Below are 16,890 nucleotides of genomic sequence, written 5' to 3' on the forward strand. Positions count from 1 at the left end.
ACAGTTTCAGGAAAACCGCCCCGTCCTCCCCGGGGCGGTTTTCTCCGTTTCAAGCGTGCCAGTCTCGTAGGCTGCGACCGGGCGACAAGCCGGCGCGGTCGTTCACCCGCCGAAGTCCCGTCTTCGGGTCGCCGCTGCAGGCAATGTCCGGCCGGGAAGCCGCGCTCCCGTGCCCGGCGGATGCTTTCGCGCAGCCGGCCAAGAGGATTTTCCAACGCCCGGCGCCGCGCGTCTTGCGGGGCCGAAGCCTCGCCTCTGCCGGTCCCGGAGAACTTTTTTCGATCGGCCGGCGCGAAAACCGCTCTGGCGGTTTCACTCTCCCGGCATCGGTCGAACGGACCAGCACCCCTCAGAACCCGAAGAGAGAGACCCATGATCCGCAACACCATCATCGCCGCCGCCACCATCGCCGCCGCCGCTGCCGCCCTCGCCGCGCCGGCCAGCGCCAAGAGCTGGCACAAGCCGCATTACGGCTATGACAGCGTCCGCTACGAGAAGGTCTGCCACATCGAGAAGCGCAAGGTCTTCGCCGGCTACGATGAGTGCGGCAACAAGCTCTGGGTCTGGAAGCGCGTCCGCTCCTGCCACTAAGGCCCCCTCACCTTCAGCCTTCCGGCGCCCCTCCCCGCCGGACGGCGTGAAGGCGCCCGACAAAACCGCCCCGCTTCGCCGGGGCGGTTTTTCGTTGCTGAATCAGCGACAAAGCCTCCTGGCGGGACATCGACCCAGGCAGAAAATCGCACTGCCGCTACGTCATAAAGTGGAACGGAGTGCGCCATCGCCTGTTTGCCTCACCCGAAGCGGACAATCGCTGAAGTGAGGTGAAATCAATGAAAACCCTTCCGACCACCCTGGCGCTCGCAGCGGCGACGGCTCTCTCCCTCCCGATCTTCGCCGGGCCTGCCTCGGCAGCCGTCAACGTCGGCACCCTCGGCTGCCACAGCAAGGGCACAACCGGCTTCATCATCGGCTCTTCGGACGATCTCGTCTGCGAGTTCACGCCGGCCGGCGGCGGCCAGACCGAGGTCTATGCGGGAACCCTCGACACCTTCGGCCTCGACGTCGGTGTGACCGGGCGCACCGTGATGACCTGGGCCGTGGTCATGCCCGACGGCAACGCCTATCAGCAGAGCGCGCTTTCCGGCACCTATGTCGGCGCTCGCGCCGATGCCTCGGCGATCGTCGGTGGCGGCGCCAAGCTGCTCGTCGGCGGCGCGAACGACAGCTTCACCCTGCAGCCGCTCAGCGTACAGGCGCAGGAGGGCATCAACGCCGCACTGGGCGTTTCGAAGCTGACCCTCGAGCCCGGCCAGGCGGTTCCGGCGGTCAAGACGCCGGTGGCCGTACCGGCCGAGCCGGTGGCGCCCGGCGTGGTTCGCCCCGAATAAAGCGCGTCACATCGACGAGCGAACCCATGACGACGGGCGGCGACAGCCGCCCGTTTTCTTGTCCGGACGGGCGCGGCATCGCGGCAGCACGTTCGGAAAATACGCGATGCTTGGGATTCAATTCAAAAATCCGCTATCGATTCGAAGACATACCGAATCGACAAGGGGAAATCATGACCATCCGCGTGCACAAGGGCGACCTTCCCGACCTTTCCCGCTACACCGGTCCCGTCGCCATCGACACCGAGACCCTCGGCCTCGACACGCGGCGCGACAGGCTGTGCGTCGTCCAGCTGTCGCCCGGCGACGGCACCGCGGACATCGTCCAGATCGCCAAGGGCCAGCGCGAGGCGCCGAACATCGCGGCGCTGCTGAAGGACGCCTCCAAGACCAAGATCTTCCACTATGCCCGCTTCGACGTCGCGGCGCTCTATCACACCTTCGGCGCGATGACCCAGGGCATCTTCTGCACCAAGATCGCCTCGCGGCTCACCCGCACCTATACCGATCGCCATGGGCTGAAGGATCTTGCCCGCGAACTCATCGGCGTCGACCTCTCCAAGCAGCAGCAGTCCTCCGACTGGGCCGCCGAAACGCTGTCGCCGGCGCAGGTGGAATATGCCGCCTCCGACGTCCTCTATCTCCACGACATCATGGGCGTCCTCTACAAGCGCCTCGACCGCGAGGACCGCATGGACCTTGCCAAGGCCTGCTTTGCCTTCCTGCCGACCCGCGTGAAGCTCGACCTCGCCGGCTGGGGAGACGAGGACATCTTCTCCCATTCCGCCTGACCGCCATCGTTGAACGATGGTGGATCCCGTCAGGTGAAGCGGGCCGGCGGCGTTGTCGAAGCGTTGACCGAAACTGGCGAATATGCGCGTTGCGTCACCGCATGTCGCAAACCGGATGTCGCAGAGCGCCGAGAAGCCCCACATGCGGGGCCGATCGCAACTCTCTTCGACCCAAGGCCAGCACCATGATCAACCGCATCCTCACCAGCGAAGCCGCCCAGACCGTCGCCGTCACCGGGCTCCTGTCCGCCGCACTCGCGGTCGCCGTCGGCTTCCTGCATCTCGTCGCCTGAAACGCCGGGATCCCGGCCGGCGATCGTCGCTGACGTCACCGGTCGGGCACTCAAAGGCTCAGACCGATATCTGGCGGAGCGCCGCATCAGGCGCCCGCCGCCCCCGCCACTGCTTCGGATAGCCGAAGGAAACCTCCTCGAACCGCACGCCATCGATCAGCCGGCTCGACGGCATGTGAAGATGGCCCGACACCACCACCGACGCATTGAAGCGGCGGTGCCAGTCCTCAGTCCGCTTCGTCCCGCACCAGAGCGAGAAACGCGGGATGCGCGGCGGCTTTGCCAGCGCTTCGCGCAGCGGCCAGTGATTGACGAGAATGCGCGGAACGGTCTCGTCCCCAAGCGCCTCAAGCCGCGCCAGAGTCTCCTCGCAGCGGGCTTCGCACCACGCCGAGCGGCTCGAAAAGGGCGCCGGCGCCAGAAACTGTTCGTCGGCGCAGCGAACGCCGCCCTCGCTCGCCCAGGCCAGCGCGTCGGCCTTGGCCACCTCCGGCGGGCGGAAGCTGTAGTCGTAGAGCAGGAACATCGGCACCAGCCGCGCCTCTCGCCCCTCCACCACGATCAGCGGATAGTCGTCCTCCGGGGTCAGCACGCCGTATTCGCGGCAGAGGTCGACGAAGGCGAGATAGCGCTCCGCGCCGCGCAGCACCGGCACGCCTGGCTCGGCGTCGCGCTCGGCGACCGCCCAGAGCTCGTGATTGCCGGGGACCCAGACGAGCTGCCGGAACTTCGGCAACAGCGCCTCGAAGGCGAGGCGCATGTGGTTGAAGGTCTCGCCGACGTCGCCGGCAAGGATCAGCCAGTCGTCCGGGCGCGGCTCGATTTCGGCCAGCGCCTCGCGATTGGCCGCAAAGCCGAGATGAAGGTCTGCGACGGCGAAAAGTCTCACGATGCGGCCGGCCCTTCGGCCCGCGCGAGGACCGCGGCGAACTCGCCGGCCTCGGAAATTTCACTCGATCCCGGCACGCCGCGCAGGAAGGTCACGGTGATCTCCGGCACATCGGAGGCGACCGCCAAGGCCAGCCTGTGCCTTTCGCCGATCCGCCGTCTGAGGAACCGCCAGCGTGCAGGATCGTCCGGGCAGCTTGCTTCGAAGCGGATGCTCGGCGCCTCGCCCGCAATGTCGTAGGCAAAGCCGTCGAGCGGCAGCGCCAGCCCCATGCCCCGCGCCTTGATATAGGCTTCGCCCAAAGTCCAGAAGGCAAAGAAACGCTCGGTCAGCTCCTCGCCCTCGGCCGCCCGCACATAGGCCGTCTCGTCGGCGGCGAAATAGCGCTCGCAGAGGTCCACAAGGCGGCTCTGGCGGTCGATCCACTCGACATCGACGCCGAGGTCGCAGTCCCGTCCGACGGCAAGCGCGACGAGGCCGCGGGTGTGGGAGAGGTTGAAGACGAGCCCGGGCGCGTGGGGCTGCAATCCGGTTGCGATCGACGGCCGCCCGTAGCGATTGGGCTCGAAGCGCCAGTCTGCCGGAGCGACAGGGGCGTGGCGCGACAGAGCGGTGCGAACGAGCGCCCGGCCGGTCAGATATTCCTGCCGCGCAGCCTCGACCTTGTAGCGCTCGTAGCGGGCCCGTTCGCTCCCGTCGAGGAGCTGAAGCCAGGCGGCAGCATGGGTTTCACAGGCCGCGGGATCGGCGAGATAGACGTCGATCCGGGACGGCTGAATGATGGACGGATGCTGCATGAAACCGAAAGGCGCCTGGCGGTCGGGTCGGGAGATTTGGCATCTGGGATCGCCCGGCGGACATTGCCACCCCGGTTCGCCGACCCCGCTGCGCCCGGTGCCGGCAAGGCGCCGCGCCTAGCCGCCGTAGACCGGCATCGACAGCGACCAGAGCGCCGAGAAAATCAGGCCGAAGAAGATGATCCAGCCGAACACCGTGTTCGACTTGAACAGAGCGAGACACTGGTCGGGATCGTCGATGTCGAGGCTCGAGATCTGCCAGATCATCTGCACGGCGCCGATGGCGAGGCCCGCATAGGCCGGCCAGGACGGGCCACCCGCCGCGCCCATGCCGGACGCCGCGAAGGCGGCGAAGAACAGGGCGATCGTTCCGAGATAGAGGATCGCGAGCGCCTCGCGGGTGCGGTTGCCGAACAGCCGCGCCGTCGAACGGACGCCGACGAGGGCGTCGTCCTCCTTGTCCTGATGTGCGTAGATCGTGTCGTAGCCGATCGTCCAGAGGATCGCGCCGGCATAAAGCAGCACCGGCGCCAGGGCCAGCGAGCCCCAATGGACGGCCCAGCCCATCAGCGCGCCATAGGAGAAGGCAAGGCCGAGGCCGAGCTGCGGCCAGTCGGTGACCCGCTTCAGGAACGGGTAGATCGCCACCGTGGCGAGCGACAGGATGCCGAGCAGCACGGCGAAGGGATTGAACTGGATCAGCACGAGGAAGCCGACGAGCGCCTGGGCGACGAGGAACAGCTTCGCCTGCAGGCGACTGACCCGGCCTGAGGGCAGCGGGCGCGAGCGGGTCCGCGCCACCTTGTCGTCGATGTCCTGGTCGACGAGGTCGTTATAGGTGCAGCCGGCGCCGCGCATGGCGATGGCGCCGATGAGGAACAGCAGGAGGTTCCAGAGACTCGGGAGGCCGGTATGGACGGCGCTCGGGGCCACCGCCTGCGGCGCCAGCGCGGCGGACCACCAGCACGGCCACAGAAGCAGCTGCCAGCCGATCGGCCGGTCCCAGCGCGCCAGCTGCGCATAGGGCCAGATGGCCCGCGGCAGCATCCGGTACACCCAATTGTAGACCGGTGCGTCGGTGACGCGGTCGGAGGTCTCGGCCAGGCTGGATTTGAGATTCGCCATGGCGACAGAGTGAGTGCATCATTGCTGCAGTCAAGTGAAAATCGCGTCGCAATTCCCGTTTCGCCGAGTTTTTGGCGTTTTGCCGTGCTTGACCGGACCCGGTCGGTCCCCCTATCGCCTCTGCGACGAGAAAAACCGCCAAAGGCGCAGCGCGCAAGGGAATGCGAATGAATGTCCTTCTGATCGGTTCGGGCGGCCGCGAACACGCACTGGCCTGGAAGATCAGCCAGTCGCCGATGCTTCAGCGGCTCTATGCGGCGCCCGGCAATCCCGGCATCGCCGAATGCGCCGAACTGGTGTCGCTGGACGAGACCGACCATGCTGCTGTCGTCGCATTCTGCCGCGACAAGGACGTCGGCCTCGTCGTCGTCGGCCCCGAGGCGCCGCTGGTCGCGGGAATCGCCGATTCCTTGAACGAGGCGGGCATTGCCGTCTTCGGCCCCTCCGCGTCCGCGGCAAGGCTGGAAGGCTCGAAAGGCTTCACCAAGGACCTCTGCTCGCGCCACGACATTCCGACGGCCCGGTACAAGCGCTTTTCCGACGTCGCCGCCGCGAAGGCCTATCTCGATGAAACCGGCTTTCCGATCGTCATCAAGGCCGACGGGCTGGCCGCCGGCAAGGGCGTGACGATCGCGGCGAACCGCGCCGAGGCGATGGCGGCGGTCGACAGCTGCTTCGAGGGCGCCTTCGGCGGGCCGGGCGCCGAGATCGTCATCGAGGAATTCCTCGAGGGCGAGGAGGCGAGCCTCTTCTGCCTCTGCGACGGCGAGCGGGCGCTGGTCTTCGGCACCGCCCAGGACCACAAGCGCGCCTTCGACAAGGATCGCGGGCCGAACACCGGCGGCATGGGCGCCTATTCGCCGGCCCTGGCGATGAGCGAGCGCCTCGTCGAACGGGCGATGCGGGAGATCGTCGAGCCGACGCTGAAGGGCATGGCCGAGATCGGCGCGCCGTTCACCGGCGTCCTCTATGCCGGGCTGATGCTGACCGAGACCGGCCCGAAGCTCATCGAATACAACGTCCGCTTCGGCGACCCTGAGTCGCAGGTCCTGATGATGCGGCTCGAGAGCGACCCCCTGCCCGTCTTCCTCGCCGCTGCCAAGGGCGATCTCGCCGGCATATCGGTCGACTGGTCGCGCGAGCGGGCGCTGACGGTGGTGATGGCCTCTGAAGGCTATCCCGGCTCCTACGAAAAAGGCACCGCGATCACCCATCTGCCGGCGGACGACGAGACCATGCGCATCTTCCATGCCGGCACCGCCCGCGACGGCGACCGGCTGGTCGCCAATGGCGGCCGGGTGCTCAACGTCACGGCCCGCGGGACGAGCGTGCGCGAAGCGGCGAGCCGCGCCTATGCGGCGGTCGAAAAGGTCGGCTGGGAGAAAGGCTTCTTCCGTTCGGACATCGGCCACCGGGCGATCATGGTCGAAGACGCCTGAAGCACGAAGGCCGCTCGGGCTGGGTGGCGGAAGATCGGACGGGAGCGCGGCTCAGCGCTTGCCGCGCCAGGCATAGGCGATCTTGCGGAGCTTCGTCTTGTTGAAGCACTCCTCGCCCTCGGCGAGCGGCACCCCGCCCATCCGCTCGTAAAAGCCGGTCGCCAGCGTGTTGTCGGCGAGCGCCCACACCGCATGGCTGCCGAGATCGCGTTCGCGCAGCAGCTTCTGCGCGGCCGAAAAAAGGCGCCGGCCGAGGCCGACGCCTTGATAGGTGGGCTTCAGATAGAGTTCGTAGATCTCTCCGGAGACGGCCAGCGCCTCCGTCCGGTTCCGCCCCATCGTCGCATAGCCGACCGTCTCGCCGCAGAAATCGACGACCAGGATGCCTGCGCCGCTCTGCACGGCCCGGACCCACCATCCGGCATGGCGGCGGGCGACGATCGAGTTCAGACAGGCGTGGGGAATGATGCCGGCATAGGCGCCGCGCCATGCCGCTTCGTGGACGCTCGCAAGGGCGGTGGCGTCCTTCTGTTCGGCGAAACGAATGGCGGTCGTGATTGTCGGCATCGCTCGTCAACACATGACGAGCGGAATCGATCCATGGTTTGCGAAAAATTTTTCCGCCGATGTGAGTTATTGTCACAAACGCAGGGAAATCACCGACTTCTGCGCATCTTCCAGCCTTGGCGCAGGACGCTAGCGACGGCCGAGCACGCCTTCAGCCAGCGCTTTCTGGATGCCGGCGATGTTCGAGCGGCGGGAAAGCTCGCGGGTCAGCGGCGGCTGGCCGCTCATCCAGATGGTCATCTCGGAATCGGCGTCGAACGTTCCCGCCGTTTCGATCGAGAATGTCGTGATCGCCCGGTAGGGAATCGACAGGATCGTCCGCTTTCGCCCGGTCATTCCCTGCTTGTCGACGATGATCAGCCTGAGGTCGGTGAAGACCAGCATGTCGCGCACGACCATGAAGGCGAGCACGATCTCCTCGCCCTCGATCATGATCGGCGCGAGTTCCGCGTGGACCGTTTCCACATCGACATCGCTGGTGAGGCCCATCAGGCCGGAGAGAAGTCCCATCGCCGTTCGTCGCTCCGTTGTTGCCGCATTGCAGGTGGTGCGTCGGACCGATCCCGCAAGCGCAAGAGACGGGCAGACCGGCCGGAATGTCCGAAGCTCGGTAAAAAATCCTTTCGGCCTTGATCAGAAAATGAAAGTTCCGATAATTCCGCTCTGGTGGGTACCATCGCTTCAAAACCGCGGATGCTGACGGCCTCCGCGCGCGTCGTCATGAATGGCGGCGCGGCAGGGAGGACGATGTGAAACACGGCATCCGGCAGCTATTCATTCCCGGTCCGACGAACGTGCCCGATCGGGTCCGCCGCGCCATGAACGTGCCGATGGAGGATCAGCGGTCGCCCGACCTGCCCGACCTCACCCTCGGGCTGTTTCGCGACCTGAAGCGCGCCTTCAGGAACGACGGCGGGCGGGTGTTCATGTTTCCCTCCTCCGGCACCGGTTCCTGGGAAGCGGCGATCCAGAACACCCTTGCACCGGGTGACAGGGTCCTGATGGCGCGTTTCGGCCAGTTCTCCCATCTCTGGGTCGAGATGGCGCAGCGGCTGGGGCTCGACGTCACCGCGATCGACGTCGAATGGGGCAAGGGCGTTCCGCTCGATGCCTATGAACAGGCGATCGGGGCCGACCACGGCCACGAGATCCGCGCCGTCTTCGTCACCCATAACGAGACCGCCACCGGCGTCACCTCCGACATCGCCGGCGTGCGCAAGTTGCTCGATGCCCATTCCCACCCGGCGCTGCTCTTCGTCGACGGCGTCTCCTCCATCGCCTCGATCGACTTTCGCCAGGACGAGTGGGGCGTCGACCTCGCCGTCGCGGGTTCCCAGAAGGGCTTCATGCTGCCGGCGGGCCTTTCCTTCCTCTCGGTTTCCGAGAAGGCCCTTGCCGCCAGCAGGGACAACCGGCCGAAGCTGCCGCGATCCTATTTCCTCTTTGCCGACCAGATCGCGATGAACGATCAGGGCTATTTTCCCTATACGCCGCCGACGCAGTTCTTCCACGGGTTGAGGGCGTCGCTCGACATGCTGTTCGAGGAGGGGCTCGACAACGTCTTTGCCCGCCACCACCGGCTCGCCGAAGGGATCAGACGCGGCGTCAGGGGGCTCGGTCTCGACCTCGTCGCGGCAGGACCCGAATGGTATTCCGACACCGTCTCGGCGATCTTCGTTCCCGAGGGCGTCGATGCCAACCAGGTGCTGAAGATCGCCTATGAGCGCTACGCCACGTCCTTCGGCGGCGGGCTGGCGCGGCTGAACGGCAGGGTCTTCCGGATCGGCCATCTCGGCGATCTCAACGAGGTGATGTGCCTCGGCGCCCTTGCCGCGGCCGAAATCTCGCTCGCCGATGCCGGCGCGAAGATCACGCCGGGCGCCGGTGTCGCCGCCGCCCATGACTGGTACCGCAAGGCGAACGCCGGTGCGGACGCGCGGCTCTCTAACGGCTGAGGAACGCCGCGAAGGCGGCCCGCGCCTCGTTCGAGCGCAGCCGCTGCGAGAAGATCTCGATCTCCTCATCGAGACGGGCGATGACGTCCTCGCGCCGTCCGCGGAGCAGTTCGCGGGCGATCCGCAGCGCCTCGGGCGGCTTTGCGGCAAGGCGCCGCGCCGCCTCCTGCGCCTCAGCCTCGGGATCGGCCACCACCTTGTAGACGAGCCCCGCCTCGCGGGCCGTCTCAGCGTCGAAACCCTCGCCGAGAACCAGGAGCGCAAAGGCCCGCTGGTCGCCCATCATGCGCGGCGCGATCAGGCTGGAGCCCGCCTCGGGGGTGACGCCGAGATCGAGAAACGGCGTCCTGAACAGCGACTGCGGGCTCGCAAAGGCAAGGTCGCAATGCATCAGCAGCGTCGTGCCGATGCCGATGGCAAGACCATCGACGGCGGCAAGCAGCGGCTTTTCGAAGCCAGCGAGGTGATGCAGAAAGTCCCGCACCTCGCCGGGCAGCGCGCCGCCCTCGGCGATCGCCATGAAATCCTTGATGTCGTTGCCGGCCGAAAAGGCGCCCGGCGCCCCTGCAAACACCACCGCGCGGGTCGCCGCGTCGCCGGAGGCGGCCTCCAGCGCCTCGTTCATCCCGCGATACATCTCGCGATTGATGGCGTTCTTCTTGTCGGCCCGGTTCATCCGGATGGTGGTGACGCCCTCGCGGGCCGAAATCGAGATCAGGTCCGTCATCACATCGCCTCCGCAACGAGAAGATCATGAGCGGCGGCAAGGCTCGCCGCGCCCGACACCACCGTCCGCTTCAGCCCTGCGGTCTCGGGAACGAGGTTCTCGGCAACGAAGCGGCAGAGCGCGACGCGGCCGGGATCGGCCAATGCCCCCTTGGCGAGCCAGATACCGCTTGCGGTCAGGCCGAAGAGCCTCAGATAGGGCGTCGCGCCGGCGAGCGCCGTCTCGGTCTCGCCTGCCTCGAGGCAGCCGAGGAGATAGTCCGTCGCGGCCTCGAGATCGGCGAGTGCCGCATTGAGAAGAGCGGCGGTTTCGCCGAATTCCGCCGTGTTGCGGCGGGAGAGCTCGGACAGTGTCTCCCTCCATTCCGCAAACAGCGCCGCCACAGCCTCGCCGCCGGACTGGCCGATCTTGCGGGCAACGAGGTCGATCGCCTGGATGCCGTTGGTGCCTTCGTAGATTGGCGTGATGCGGGCGTTGCGCAGCAGCCTTGCCGCGCCGGTCTCCTCGACGAAGCCCATGCCGCCATGGACATGGATGCCGAGCGAGGCGACCTCGCAGGCGACGTCGGTGGAAAACGCCTTGGCGACCGGGGTCAACAGGTTCGCACGCTCCTGCCAGAACCGCGCCTTGTCGGGGTCGCTTTCGCCATGGGCCCGAGCCCGGTCGATGGCGACGGCGCAGGAGAAGGCGATGGCCCGCGCGCCGTCGGTGAGGCCCTTCATTGTCAGAAGCGTGCGGGCGATGTCGGGATGGGCGACGATCGGGCTCATGCCGCCAGAGGCCTCGGCGCCCGGCGCAAGCCGCGTCGCCTTGCCCTGGCGACGCTCGCGGGCATAGGCCAGCGCCTTGTCATAGGCCGCGTCGGCGATGCCGACGCCCTCCATGCCGACCATCAGCCGGGCATTGTTCATCATCGTGAACATGCAGGCGAGGCCGCGATTCTCCTCGCCGATCAGCCAGCCGATCGCACCGGGCTCCTCGCCTTCGACCGTTCCCTCGCCGAACAGCATGGTGCAGGTGGGCGAGGCGTGGATGCCGAGCTTGTGCTCGATCGAATGGCAGACGACGTCGTTGCGCTTGCCCGGCGCGCCGCTCTCGTCGGGCAGGAATTTCGGCACCAGGAAGAGCGAGATGCCCTTCACGCCGGCCGGCGCGTCGGGCAGCCGGGCGAGCACCAGATGGACGATGTTCTCGGTAAGGTCGTGCTCGCCATAGGTGATGTAGATCTTCTGGCCAAAGATCCGGTAACTGCTGTCGTCCCGCCGCTCGGCGCGGCTTCTCAGCGCGGCGAGGTCCGAGCCGGCCTGCGGCTCGGTGAGGTTCATCGTTCCCATCCACTCGCCGGACACGAGCTTTTCCAGATAGACCTGCTTGAGCGCGTCCGAGCCGTGCTTGGTCAGCGCCTCGACCGCGCCGATGGTCAAGAGCGGGCCGAGCGCGAAGGGCATGGAGGCGTGGTTCCACATCTCCGAAACGGCTGCGGCAAGGCCGGTGCCGAGCTCCTGTCCACCAAATTCGGCGGGGCCGGCGATGGCGTTCCAGCCGCCCGCCGTCCAGTCGCGATAGAGCGCCTTCCAGCCGTCCGGCATGGTCACCGAACCGTTTGCGAAGCGCGCGCCCTGCTGGTCGCCAATGGCGTCGAGCGGCTGCATCCGCTCGGCGGCGAAGCGGGCCGCCTCTTCGAGCACGGCCTCGACGAGATCGGCCTCGAGATCCGGGAAGAGCCCCTCCTCCATCGCCGCATCGAGGCCGGCGATGCGGCGCAGCGTGAATGCAATGTCCTTTACCGGCGGCTGCGGCATGATATCGTCTCCTCCTCGAAAGACGCGTGCGTATGACGCACTGGCGCCAGTGCTGATCTTCTATATTTCCGGTTCCGGCTACGGCGCCCCTACGAGGGACAGCTGACTGCCCCCATATGGAACGCGCATACGGGCTGCCCTGTTTATCGACCGATCGGGCAACGGTGACTGAGGCACCAGGCCCCCCGGCGGTGCCGGCGAAGAACCCCAAGGGAGGTATGGATGCGGCTTGTTCGGTTTGGCGATCGCGGAGCGGAACGCCCGGGGCTCGTCGACGATGCCGGCGGCATCCGGGATCTCTCGCAGCATGTCGCAGCCCTCGAGGGCGCGGCGCTCGATCCGCAGAACCTTGCGACCCTCGCCGCGATCGACCCCGCATCGCTGCCGAAGGTCGCAGAGGGCACCCGCCTTTGCAAGCCGATCGACAGGATCGGCAAGATCGTCGGCGTCGGGCCGAACTATTCCGACAGCGCCAGCCTCGCCGGTTTCCGGATCAATCCCGAGCCGACGCTGTTCATGAAGGCCGCCACCGCCGCCTGCGGGCCGAACGACGCGATCGAGATCCCCAAGGTGGCCGGCCGGGTCGACTGGGGCGTCGAACTTGCCGTCGTCATCGGCCGCGTCGCCAAATATGCCAGCGTCGAGGACGGCCAGCGGGCGATCGCCGGCTATTGCCTCGCCAACGACGTGACCGAGCGCAACTTCCAGCTCCAGCGTGGCGGCCAGTGGACCAAGGGCAAGTCGCACGACACCTTCTGCCCGCTCGGACCTTATCTGGTGACGACGGACGAGCTGCCCGATCCCGACCAGATCGAGCTCTGGCTCGACGTCAATGGCGAGCGCCAGCAGATCGGCGCGACCGGCGAGATGATCTTCAAGATCCCCTATCTCGTCTCCTACATCTCGCGCTTCATGCGGCTCGAACCGGGCGACGTGATCCTGACAGGAACGCTCGCCGGCGTCGGCCTCTCCTACGATCCGCCGCGCTTCCTGAAGCCGGGCGACAGGGTCCGTCTCGGCGGCACGCGGCTCGGCGAGCAGGAGAACCTCTGCGTCCAGATCTGACGGCCGTTTCGCCAGGCAAGCGGTCTCCAAGGCGATCATGACGGCGCCCCGCCGCCATCGCGGCGACGTGGCCCCTCCGCTCCCGACGCTTCCCGCAGCGAGGCAAGCAGAACCGCCCGCATCGCCCGCTCGGAAAGGCCCGCCGGCGCCTCGAGATTCATGCGGGCCAGCGCTGCAGTTTCGGCCGCTTCAGGCTTCAGTCTCATGCCGCGGACAAGGCGCTTTGCCATCAGGGGCCAATTGCCTCTCGCCTCCTTCAGCCGCAGCAGCGCCGGCGCGAGGCGCTGCTCCTCCTCGCTCAGCTCGGTGCCGAAGGGATAGGCGGGCAGAACGTCGGCGAAAGGCGCGAGTGTCGCCTCGAGCGCTGCCCTCTTGTTCCACCGACGCGGCCGGTGTCCCGGCTCGAGCTTCAGCGCCGCGACGGCCTCGCCGATCAGCGTTCCCTGGGCCGCCTCGTCGGCGATCCCGACCGTCGCCGCGACGGTGTCCCGGTCGGTGCGGCCGCGAATATCCGCCACGCCATATTCGGTGACGACGACGTCCTTCATGTGCCGCGGCACGGTGGTGTGGCCATAGGCCCAGCGGATGTTCGACCGCCGGCCGCCATTGCGGGTCGAAGGCAGCATCAGCACGGACCGCGCGTCCCTCAGGGCGAAGGCCTGGTCGACGAAATTGAACTGGCCGCCGACGCCGGAGACGACATGGCCATCCTCGAGCTGGTCGGAGCAGACGTCGCCGAGCGCCGTGGCGATCATCGCGGAGTTGAAGAAGCGGGCGTTGCGGCGGTCGGCAGCGTGGCGGGCGCGCTCCTCGACTGGAAGATCGTTGATGAAGGAGATCTCGCGCATGGCGATGGTCTCCTTCAGCTCCGGCTCCATGTCGCGCAGTCGCCGGTAGAAGCCCGACGGGCCGACGAAGAAGCCGGCATGGAGGATCTTGCCGTCGGAGGCGGGTCTTTTCAGGATGCCGGCATCGATCAGCTGCATCAGCGGATCGACGAACATTTCCGACAGGCCGTAGAGGCCTTCCTCGAACCGGCCCGTCTCAGGGGTCATGCTCGCCGGCCAGTTGCCGAGCGCTTCCAGCGCGGCGCGAAACCTCTGCGGATCGCGGTGCCTGAGGATCAGCGCATTGGCGATCGCGTCGCCCATGCCGCCGATGCCGATCTGGATCGTCCCGCCATCCTTGACCAGAGCCGCCGCATAAAGGCCGATCGCGTGCTCGGCGAGCGAGACGGGCTGCTTCGGCACCGGGAACAGCCGGGCGGTCTCGGCAATCCCGCCTTCGAGGATCATGTCGAAGCGATCCGCAGGCAGCGCCGCGGCACCGCCCATGAAGGGCATCTCGCGGTTCGCCTCGCCGACGAGAAGGACCTTGCGGCCCTCGCCGCGCAGCCTCTCGAACTCCGGCAGGAGATCGAGAGTCATGTCGGTGTTGGAGCCGAGGGAATAGTGGCTGCGGTCCGGCGACGGCCCGACGAGCTGGGCGACGACATTCACCCCGCTCGCGACAACGCGGCGGGCGGCGTGGGTGTAGTTGACCGAGATGTAGTTTTCCTGGGCCGCGCGGTTGTGGAGCAGTGAGCCCGCCTGCAGGAAGAACTCGACAACCTCAACGTTCTTCGGCAGCGCGCCCTTCCTGCGGGCGTCGACATAGTCGAGCCGGGTGACGCCGTCATAGAGCCGCTCCGCCAGGGGCCCGGCGAAGCGGTCGGCCAGACCGCGGCCGCCGGAGGGCGGATCGAGGGAAAGCGCGGTGAAGATGGTGAGGTCGATCGACGGATCGTCCTTCGCCAGCCGGTAGAGCGCATTGGCGACGTGATTGCCCTTGCCGAGGCCGAGCGGCAAGGCGAGCACGACCCTGCGGCCGACCCTTTCGACGATCGCCCGGGCGAGCTGGTTTTCCTCGTCGAAACGCAGAACCATCAGCCCTTGAGCTTCTCCCAGCCCGGATGCGGGTGAAAGCGCGGGCCGTATTTTGCCGACAGCTCCTCCATGCGGGCGACGATCGCCTCGACGCCGCGCTGGCGGGCATAATGCACCGGGCCGCCGCGGAAGGGCGCAAAGCCGGTGCCGAAGATCATCGCGCCGTCGACGACCTCCTCATCGGTGATGACGCCCTCGCCGATGCAGGAGACGACGGCGTTGAGCATCGGCAGGATCAGCCGATCGAGCATTTCGGCGTCGCCCGAGGCCGAGGTCTCGGCCTTCTTCGGCTTGCCGTCGTCGTCATAGTCGTAGAGGCCGCGGCCAGTCTTGCGGCCGAGCCGCTTCTCCTCGACCATCTTCGTCAGCCAGGCGGGCGCAGCCGGCAGCGCATCCTCGCCGAGCCGCTCACGCAGCGAGGTCGCGACGTCGAGTGCGATGTCGAGGCCGACCTGGTCGGTCAGTTCGATCGGCCCCATTGGCATGCCGAATTCCTCGGCGCAGGCATCGATGCGCTCCTTCTCGACGCCTTCGTCGAGCAGGACCAGCGCTTCGGCCATATACGGCGTCAGCGCCCGGTTGACGAGGAAGCCCGGCGCCGAGGCGACCGGAGCCGGCAGCCGCGAAATCTCGGCGGCAAAAGCCGTCGCGCGGCGCTCGGTCTCCGGCGAGATCTGCCCGTGTCGGACAATCTCGACGAGCTGCATGCGCGAGACCGGATTGAAGAAATGCAGGCCGACGAAGCGCGAGGGGTCCGAAAGGCCCGAAGCCAGATCTTCGAGCGGCAGGGCCGAGGTGTTGGTGGCGAGCAGCGCGCCTTCCTTCAGCTTTGGCTCGATGCCGGCATAGATCTTGTGCTTGAGCTCGATCTTCTCCGGCGCCGCCTCGATGACGAGATCGGCATGGGCGATGCCGAGGCCCTCCGGGTCCGGGATCAGCCGGTCGAGCGCGTCGCGGATTTTCAGAGGATCCTTGAGCACGGCCTTGAACATCTTGGCCGCCTTGGCGACGGCCTTGCCGATCGCCTCGACCTGGATGTCGCCGAGTGTGACGCGGATACCCTGCGCGGCAGCCCATGCGGCAATGTCGCCGCCCATGGCACCGGCGCCGATGACGTGGAGATGCTCGACGGCGGACTCGCCTTCCTTCAGCCCCTTCATCTTCTCGCGCAGGAAGAAGACGCGGACGAGGTTCTTCGACGTCTCCGTCTCGATCAGCTCGGCGAAGGACCGGATCTCCGCCCGCTGCATGGCCTTGCCGTCGCCGCCATGCTCTTCCCAGAGATCGATCAGCTTGAAGGGCGCCGGATAATGCTCCTGCCGCGCCTTCTCCGCCGTCTTCTTGCGCATCTGCCGGGCGGCGAACTGGCGGGCCGGCCTGAAGCCCATTGCCTTGCCGCCGAAAGATTTCGGCTTGCGGGAGAGATCGCCGGAAACCGCCGCCTCCACCGCTGCCGCGACATGGCGCTCCTCCACGACCGCGTCGACGAGGCCGATGGATTTCGCCCGCTTCGCCGGCATCGAGCGACCGGTGAGCATCATCGTCATCGCCTCGATCGGATCGGCGACGGCGGTTGCGCGGAAGGTTCCGCCGAGGCCCGGGTGAAGGCCGAGCATCACCTCGGGAAAGCCGAGCGAGGCATTGGTGACGGCGATCCGCCGGTCGCAGGCGAGCGCGAGTTCGAGGCCGGCGCCGAGGCAGTGGCCGTGGATCACCGCGATTGTCCGGCAGGAGAGCTTCGCCAGACGGTCGAGCACCTGGTGGCCCTGTTCGAGCGCGGCCTTGATCTCGGCCGTCGAGGCGCCGACGAACTGGTTGATATCGGCACCGGCGGCAAATCCTGCCGCCTTGCCCGAACGGATGACGATGGCAGCCGGCTTTTCCGTCTCGAGGCGCTCGATATGGCCCGCGAGTTCCTCCAGAACCGGCCGGTCGATGGTGTTGACGCGCTTGTCGGTCCGGTCGAGCACCATCCAGACGACGTTGTTGGCGTCCCTGGATATCCGAAAATGTCCGCTCGGTTCGGCATCGCGCGCCGGTCCGAGTTCCAGAGCGCGCTCGGAAAGTGCGTTCAGCATCCTGCCCATGTCGTCCGATTCCGTCCGCTTTTCTTGGTTCTCGTCGCAA

15 protein-coding genes are annotated in these 16,890 nt (G+C 67.1%); 6 read left to right on the forward strand and 9 right to left on the reverse strand.

Translation table 11 applies throughout. The features are described from left to right. The first annotated feature begins 372 nt into the window (after nucleotides 1–372). From E3C22_RS07155 to E3C22_RS07165, 3 genes are all read left to right on the forward strand, one after another. Nucleotides 373–591, forward strand: coding sequence for a hypothetical protein (locus E3C22_RS07155; protein WP_134761323.1), 219 nt, complete (start codon nucleotides 373–375; stop codon nucleotides 589–591). Nucleotides 592–830: 239 nt separating this feature from the next. Then, nucleotides 831–1,388, forward strand: a complete 558-nt coding sequence (locus E3C22_RS07160; RefSeq protein WP_134761324.1) for a DUF992 domain-containing protein — start codon at nucleotides 831–833, stop codon at nucleotides 1,386–1,388. Between the two features lie 173 nt (nucleotides 1,389–1,561). Beyond that, entirely contained in the window at nucleotides 1,562–2,179 is a 618-nt protein-coding gene (locus E3C22_RS07165) for a ribonuclease D (RefSeq protein WP_134761325.1), read from the forward strand. Nucleotides 2,180–2,530: 351 nt separating this feature from the next. Here E3C22_RS07165 and E3C22_RS07170 read toward each other — a convergent pair whose 3' ends face one another. The 3 genes from E3C22_RS07170 to ubiA all read right to left on the reverse strand — a co-directional run bounded on the left by E3C22_RS07170 (nucleotide 2,531) and on the right by ubiA (nucleotide 5,283). Next, a complete protein-coding gene (locus tag E3C22_RS07170) occupies nucleotides 2,531–3,361 on the reverse strand; it encodes a metallophosphoesterase family protein (protein ID WP_134761326.1) in 831 nt (276 codons plus the stop codon). Continuing rightward, a complete protein-coding gene (locus E3C22_RS07175; RefSeq protein WP_134761327.1) occupies nucleotides 3,358–4,158 on the reverse strand; it encodes a 4'-phosphopantetheinyl transferase family protein in 801 nt (266 codons plus the stop codon). Before E3C22_RS07175 ends, E3C22_RS07170 begins: the two co-directional genes overlap by 4 nt. A 117-nt stretch (nucleotides 4,159–4,275) precedes the next feature. After that, a complete protein-coding gene (ubiA, locus tag E3C22_RS07180; protein ID WP_134761328.1) occupies nucleotides 4,276–5,283 on the reverse strand; it encodes a 4-hydroxybenzoate octaprenyltransferase in 1,008 nt (335 codons plus the stop codon). 167 nt (nucleotides 5,284–5,450) lie between these two features. Between ubiA and purD the strand changes: the two genes are divergently transcribed. Continuing rightward, nucleotides 5,451–6,722, forward strand: coding sequence for a phosphoribosylamine--glycine ligase (gene purD / locus E3C22_RS07185; RefSeq protein WP_134761329.1), 1,272 nt, complete (start codon nucleotides 5,451–5,453; stop codon nucleotides 6,720–6,722). A 51-nt stretch (nucleotides 6,723–6,773) separates the two neighbouring features. Here the strand turns inward: purD and E3C22_RS07190 are convergent, their stop codons facing one another. Both E3C22_RS07190 and E3C22_RS07195 read right to left on the reverse strand, forming a co-directional pair. Beyond that, nucleotides 6,774–7,289, reverse strand: a complete 516-nt coding sequence (locus E3C22_RS07190) for a GNAT family N-acetyltransferase (RefSeq protein ID WP_134761330.1) — start codon at nucleotides 7,287–7,289, stop codon at nucleotides 6,774–6,776. 129 nt (nucleotides 7,290–7,418) lie between these two features. Next, nucleotides 7,419–7,799 carry a PH domain-containing protein gene (locus E3C22_RS07195; protein ID WP_134761331.1) on the reverse strand — a complete coding sequence of 127 codons (381 nt, stop codon included), beginning with the start codon at nucleotides 7,797–7,799 and terminating at the stop codon, nucleotides 7,419–7,421. Between the two features lie 308 nt (nucleotides 7,800–8,107). On the opposite strand from E3C22_RS07195, the gene E3C22_RS07200 reads away from it, so the two are divergent. Next, the gene (locus E3C22_RS07200; protein ID WP_167591716.1) at nucleotides 8,108–9,244 is read left to right on the forward strand and encodes an aminotransferase class V-fold PLP-dependent enzyme; all 1,137 of its coding nucleotides are present in this window, start codon (nucleotides 8,108–8,110) and stop codon (nucleotides 9,242–9,244) included. Here the strand turns inward: E3C22_RS07200 and E3C22_RS07205 are convergent. Together E3C22_RS07205 and E3C22_RS07210 are read right to left on the reverse strand one after the other, a co-directional pair. After that, nucleotides 9,234–9,971, reverse strand: a complete 738-nt coding sequence (locus E3C22_RS07205; RefSeq protein WP_134761333.1) for a crotonase/enoyl-CoA hydratase family protein — start codon at nucleotides 9,969–9,971, stop codon at nucleotides 9,234–9,236. The genes E3C22_RS07200 and E3C22_RS07205 overlap by 11 nt on opposite strands. After that, entirely contained in the window at nucleotides 9,971–11,773 is a 1,803-nt protein-coding gene (locus tag E3C22_RS07210; protein WP_134761334.1) for an acyl-CoA dehydrogenase family protein, read from the reverse strand. Before E3C22_RS07210 ends, E3C22_RS07205 begins: the two co-directional genes overlap by 1 nt. A gap of 222 nt (nucleotides 11,774–11,995) precedes the next feature. On the opposite strand from E3C22_RS07210, the gene E3C22_RS07215 reads away from it, so the two are divergent. Then, a complete protein-coding gene (locus tag E3C22_RS07215; protein WP_134761335.1) occupies nucleotides 11,996–12,838 on the forward strand; it encodes a fumarylacetoacetate hydrolase family protein in 843 nt (280 codons plus the stop codon). A gap of 35 nt (nucleotides 12,839–12,873) precedes the next feature. Here the strand turns inward: E3C22_RS07215 and E3C22_RS07220 are convergent, their stop codons facing one another. Then, on the reverse strand, nucleotides 12,874–14,763 hold the full coding sequence (locus E3C22_RS07220; RefSeq protein WP_134761336.1) for an acetyl-CoA hydrolase/transferase C-terminal domain-containing protein: 1,890 nt from the start codon (nucleotides 14,761–14,763) through the stop codon (nucleotides 12,874–12,876). Further along, nucleotides 14,763–16,850, reverse strand: coding sequence for a 3-hydroxyacyl-CoA dehydrogenase NAD-binding domain-containing protein (locus E3C22_RS07225; RefSeq protein ID WP_134761337.1), 2,088 nt, complete (start codon nucleotides 16,848–16,850; stop codon nucleotides 14,763–14,765). Before E3C22_RS07225 ends, E3C22_RS07220 begins: the two co-directional genes overlap by 1 nt. Nucleotides 16,851–16,890: the final 40 nt, after the last annotated feature.

The sequence above is a fragment of the Jiella endophytica genome, assembly GCF_004519335.1.
GTDB classification, from domain to species: Bacteria; Pseudomonadota; Alphaproteobacteria; order Rhizobiales; family Rhizobiaceae; genus Jiella; species Jiella endophytica.